Source organism: uncultured Nocardioides sp., assembly GCF_902805925.1.
Taxonomy (GTDB): Bacteria; Actinomycetota; Actinomycetes; order Propionibacteriales; family Nocardioidaceae; genus Nocardioides.
Genome location: NZ_CADCUP010000170.1, coordinates 1 through 4,853 on the forward strand (window position 1 = coordinate 1; position 4,853 = coordinate 4,853).

The 4,853-nt window shown below is 72.5% G+C and carries 8 protein-coding genes; all 8 read right to left on the reverse strand.

From position 1 onward, the window contains the following. Nucleotides 1-782 (reverse strand): alpha/beta fold hydrolase (locus QZX64_RS12315; RefSeq protein ID WP_295660255.1); only part of this gene is annotated, 782 nt, incomplete at its 3' end. Between the two features lie 75 nt (nt 783-857). After that, on the reverse strand, nt 858-1,166 hold the full coding sequence (locus tag QZX64_RS12320) for a GNAT family N-acetyltransferase (RefSeq protein WP_295660258.1): 309 nt from the start codon (nt 1,164-1,166) through the stop codon (nt 858-860). Then, entirely contained in the window at nt 1,163-1,444 is a 282-nt protein-coding gene (locus tag QZX64_RS12325) for a DUF6510 family protein (protein WP_295660260.1), read from the reverse strand. The genes QZX64_RS12320 and QZX64_RS12325 overlap by 4 nt, the downstream gene beginning before the upstream one ends. Next, complete coding sequence (locus QZX64_RS12330; RefSeq protein WP_295660262.1) at nt 1,441-2,181, reverse strand: ferredoxin reductase; 741 nt, start codon at nt 2,179-2,181, stop codon at nt 1,441-1,443. Before QZX64_RS12330 ends, QZX64_RS12325 begins: the two co-directional genes overlap by 4 nt. Then, the gene (locus QZX64_RS12335) at nt 2,151-2,771 is read right to left on the reverse strand and encodes a molybdopterin-dependent oxidoreductase (RefSeq protein ID WP_295660263.1); all 621 of its coding nucleotides are present in this window, start codon (nt 2,769-2,771) and stop codon (nt 2,151-2,153) included. Before QZX64_RS12335 ends, QZX64_RS12330 begins: the two co-directional genes overlap by 31 nt. Then, nucleotides 2,768-3,046 carry a DUF2630 family protein gene (locus QZX64_RS12340; RefSeq protein WP_295660264.1) on the reverse strand — a complete coding sequence of 93 codons (279 nt, stop codon included), beginning with the start codon at nt 3,044-3,046 and terminating at the stop codon, nt 2,768-2,770. Before QZX64_RS12340 ends, QZX64_RS12335 begins: the two co-directional genes overlap by 4 nt. Before the next feature lie 206 nt (nt 3,047-3,252). Then, complete coding sequence (locus tag QZX64_RS12345; RefSeq protein ID WP_295660265.1) at nt 3,253-4,074, reverse strand: alpha/beta fold hydrolase; 822 nt, start codon at nt 4,072-4,074, stop codon at nt 3,253-3,255. A gap of 31 nt (nt 4,075-4,105) precedes the next feature. Next, nucleotides 4,106-4,853 (reverse strand): alpha/beta fold hydrolase (locus QZX64_RS12350; protein WP_295660266.1); only part of this gene is annotated, 748 nt, incomplete at its 5' end.

Consider the following 4,853-nt stretch of genomic DNA (forward strand, 5'->3'; position numbering starts at 1 on the left):
CCCAGGGTGACCGCCGGGACGGCGATGGGCGGAAGGGTGCGGAGCCGGTCCTGGAGGTGTGCGTAGGCGGGGTGCCCCGCCGCGAGCCCGAGCCGATGCCGGTAGGAGTGCAGCACGACGTCGACGAAGTCGGGGTTCTCGAACGCCTCGGCAGCGCGGTCGAGCACGTCGTCGTCGAACGTCCAGGCGGGGGAGTTGCGGCGCCAGATGACCTCCGCGATGCCGCGAGCATCGGCCCGCAGCCCGTTCTCCCCGCGGACGGTGGAGAAGTACCAGAAGTACCAGAGCCCCGCCTCCAGGTCGGGGCGGATCGGCTGCATCGCCGTCGTGAGGTCCTGCACGAGGTAGCCGTTCACCGACACCAGCCCTGAGCAGCGCTCGGGCCAGAGGGCGGCCGCGACGCAGCCGGCTCGTCCGCCCCAGTCGTACCCGGCGAAGACGGCGCGGTCGATGCCGAGGGCGTCCATGAGCTCGATCACGTCGCTGCCCAGGGCGGCCTGCTCGCCCGAGCGCGCAGCGCTGGATCCCAGCGACCTGGTCGGCCCGTGCCCGCGCAGGTACGGGACGACCACCCGCAGCCCGGACCCCGCGAGGCGGGGCAGGACCTCGACGTAGGAGTGCACGTCGTACGGGAACCCGTGCAGCAGCAGCACGACGTCGCCTCCGCTGGGGCCCTGCTCGAGGTAGCCGACCTCCAGGGTGGCGGTGCGCACCGTGCGGATCGGCCCGAGCCGGGGCAGCAGGGGCGAGACGGCTTCGGGCGGGGCTCCGGACGACGTCATGTCTCCGAGCGTGCCGCGCCGGGGGAGGCCCGGCATCCGTCATCCGACTCCATCCCAGGGCCCCGGGCTCGCACGTCACTGCTCATCGGAGCCGGCCGTCCCGTGCGTGTAGTCGAGGTCGGCGTAGTCGGGGTGCCGCTGCAGCCACGCCTTGGCGAAGGGACACACGACGATCACGCGACGTCGCTCCGCCCGCGCCAGGTCGAGGGCGGCCTCGACCAGCCGCCCCCCGTGACCGTGACCTTCCTGGTCACGGCTCACCTCGGTGTGCTCGAGGACCAGGATCCCCTGGGCGCGCTGGTAGCTCAGGGAGCCGATCCGCCGCCCGTCGTCGTAGAGCTCCAGCCGGTCGCGATCGGTCACGTCCTCGATCCGGGCGCTCATGGCGCGACCGTGATCTCGATGCTGCGCAGGCCCGACATCTCGAGCCAGGTCGTGCGGCGGCTCGTGGCCCAGCGCATCAGGACGCTGTCGCACGCGTGGCAGCGCAGGACGACCCCGGGACCGTCGACGTACGCGTGGGTCTCGGCCATCGCTGCCCGGTTGCCGCACGCCGTGCAGGTGCCCATGGCGCCGGTGATGTCCGTCCCGAACAGCTCGGCCAGCGCACCGGCGGCCGCGTTGCCGTCGAGGTGGCGCGGGACCACGCCGGGTTCGCTCATGGTGAGCTCCTCTCTCCGTATCGCTCCGCTCGGATCCGTTCCGGGTCGTGGCCCAGGCCGGTGAGCACGGTCAGCATGGCCTCCACGAACCCGGTCGGCCCGCACACGAAGACGGATGGCCGGGACGTGGCGGGCAGGGTGTGCTCCTCCACCTCGGCCGGTGTCACCCTGCCCGGAGGGCGGGCGGTCCCGGGAGGGGAGTGGCGGGTGTGCAGCACGGTGGCGGCGTGCGCGAGCTGCTCGACCTCGTCGGCGTAGAGCACCTGCTCGGGGTCGGAGACGGAGTAGAGCAGCCGCATCGGGGCCGGGTGACCCGCGGAGCCGTGGGTGCGCAGCATGCTCATCAACGGGACGACGCCGCTGCCGCCGGCGACCAGCTGGACCGGGTCGGGGTCCGAGACGTCCCAGACGAACCAGCTGCCGAGCGGGCCCCGGACCTCGACGTGGTTGCCGGCCACCGCGTCGTTCACCAGGTACGTCGAGACCTCTCCACCCGGGGTCGTGGCCACGGTGATCTCCACCAGTCCAGAGCCCGCGGCGGATGCCAGGGAGTAGGGGCGCACGGCGGTGTAGCCGTCGGCGGCCGTGAGCCGCACGTCGACGTGCTGTCCGGCGCGGTGGCCGGGCCACCCCGCGACGTCGAGGCGCAGGGTGGAGGCGGTCGAGGACTCGCGGCGGACCTGGGTGAGCGTGGCGCTCTGCCAGGTCAGTCGCGGGAGTGTCGCTGCTCGCGCCATGGGTCGCCGTAGAGGTGGTAGCCGAGGGACTCCCAGAACCCCGGTGCGTCGTGGCTCATCAGGGTCAGGCCGTTGACCCACTTCGCGCTCTTCCACAGGTACAGGTGCGGCACCAGGAGCCGGACCGGCCCGCCGTGCTCGGCGGACAGCGGCTCGTCCTCGTGGTCGAAGACCAGCCACGCGCGGCCGTCGAGAAGGTCCTCGAGGGGCACGTTGGTCGTGTAGCCGCCGTAGGAGTGCGCCATCACGTACCGCGCGCCGGCGTCGTCGACCTCGCGCAGGAGGGCCTCGACCGGAACTCCCCGCCACCGCGTGCCGGACCGGGACCACCGCGTGACGCAGTGCAGGTCGGCCACGACGTCCTCGACGGGCAGCCGGGTCAGGCCGGCGAAGTCCCACGGTGTCTGCCGGCCCGACGGGGTGGTCACGGTGAGCTCCCAGGCCCGGCGGTGGACGACCGGGGTGGGGCCGGCGCTCATGACCGGGAACCTGTCCACGAGGTGCTGACCCGGCGGCAGGGCGGGGTCCTGGACGCGCATCCGCCCGGAGAAGCCCTCGCTGACGAGAGGCTGCGTGCCGGAGCTCGTCATCGGGCGCCACCCGGGCGGGGCAGGTAGTTCTCCACCTGCTCGACCGGGCGGACGTGCGCCCCCTCGGGGTCCAGGTGCGCGGTGCGCAGGGCGCGCCGCTGCCGGAGCAGGTCCCAGCACTGGTCGAGCTCCTCCTCCAGGTGATGGAGTGCGGCGCGGCTCTCGATCCGTCGGGGGTGGTCCGGGTCCGCCAGGCGCTGGCGGAGGACGTGCTCGTGGTCGACCAGGTCGGCGACCTGCTTCAGCAGGGCCTGCTCGGGGTCGGCGGCGCTCATGGGCTCTCCCGTCGTCGGGTCGGGGTCGAGGTGTCGGTCAGTGGACGGTGCCGGCCGATCCTGCACCTGATGTGTCCGAGCCTCCTGCGCGACGGCACCACAGGCATCCGCCAACTGACTGCATCCCCATCGTCCACCTCGCACGGGGTGGCGGCGGCTGGTGCGCCGCCGCCGCCCCCTGTCGTGCCCTGCCCATCAGCAGGCGTTCAGGCCTTGATGAAGTCGAGCAGGTCCTGGTTGAACCGCTGCTCGTGGTCGCCCCGCAGGCCGTGCGGTGCGCCGGGGTAGACCTTGAGGGCGGCGTTCGACAGCAGCTCCGCGGTCTTGGGACCCGCCGCCTGGATGGGCACGATCTGGTCGTCGTCCCCGTGCACCACCAGGACGGGGATGTCGATCTTGGCGAGGTCCTCGTGGAAGTCGGTCTCGGAGAACTCCTTCACGCAGTCGTAGGACCCCTTCACGCCGACCTGCATCGACCACATCCAGAAGGCCTGACGTGTGCCCTCGGAGACCTCCGCGCCCTCCCGGTTCGCACCGTAGAACGGCACCGCGAGGTCGAGGTAGAACTGCGACCGGTCGCCGGCGACCCCGGCCCGCAGGCCGTCGAAGACCTCGAGGGGCGTGCCCTCGGGGTTCGCCTCGGTCTTGAGCATCAGGGGCGGGATGGCCCCCAGCAGGACCGCCTTGGCGACACGGTCGGTGCCGTGCCGGCCGAGGTAGCGGGTGACCTCGCCACCGCCGGTCGAGTGGCCGACCATGACGATGTCCTGCAGGTCCAGCTGCTCGATCAGCTCCGCGAGGTCGTCGGCGTACTGGTCCATGTGGTTGCCGTCCCACGTCTGGGTGGACCGGCCGTGCCCGCGCCGGTCGTGGGCGATGGCCCGGTAGCCGGCGTCGGCGACGACGACGGCCTGGTGGTCCCAGGCGTCGGCGTTGAGGGGCCACCCGTGGCTGAACACGACCGGCCGCCCGGCGCCCCAGTCCTTGTAGTAGATCTCGGTGCCGTCCCTGGTGGTGATGGTGGGCATCAGACGCTCCTTCTGTGGGTCCCGGTCCGGCTCAGGCGTCGACGAGCTCGGTGGACCGGGCGGCCTCGAGGATCATCTCCGCCGTCTCCTCGTGGTGCGTCATGCCGACGACGTGGGAGGCCCCGGTGACGGCCAGCGTGCGCCGCGAGCCGGCCCGCTCGGCCATGAACGCGTGCGACCCGGCCGGGATGTTGCGGTCGAGCTCGCCGTAGATGAACCAGCTCGGGATGTCCTTCCACAGCGGGTCGGCGCCGGAGGGGTCGCTGAGCGCCGCCTCGGTGCACGGCCGCTGCCCGACGGCCATCTGCCGGGCCTGCTCCTCCGGCAGGTCGGCGCAGAACTGCTGGTGGTACTTGTCCTGGGCGATGTACATGTCCCGGCCACCCTCGCCGAGGTCGACGAACTGCAGGGTGGGGCCAAGGGTGCCGCCCGGCACCCTGCCCGACAGGTCGGCGGCGCTCTCGCCGGCGTCGGAGGCGAACCCGGCGACGTAGACGAGGGCCCGCACGTCGCCCGCCTCGCGGTCGACGTTGGTGATCACCGCGCCGCCGTAGGAGTGTCCGACCAGGACGACCGGGCCGCTGATGCTGCGGACGAGGTCGGAGAGCGCAGCGGAGTCGGACGCGATGCCGCGCAGCGGGTTGGCTGCGGCGACCACCGGGTAGCCGCCGCCGAGCAGGGAGTCGATGACGTCGTTCCAGCTGGACGACTCCGCGAACGCGCCGTGGACCAGGACGATGGTGGGCTTCATGGTGGACCTCTCGATGGGTGTGGTGGTG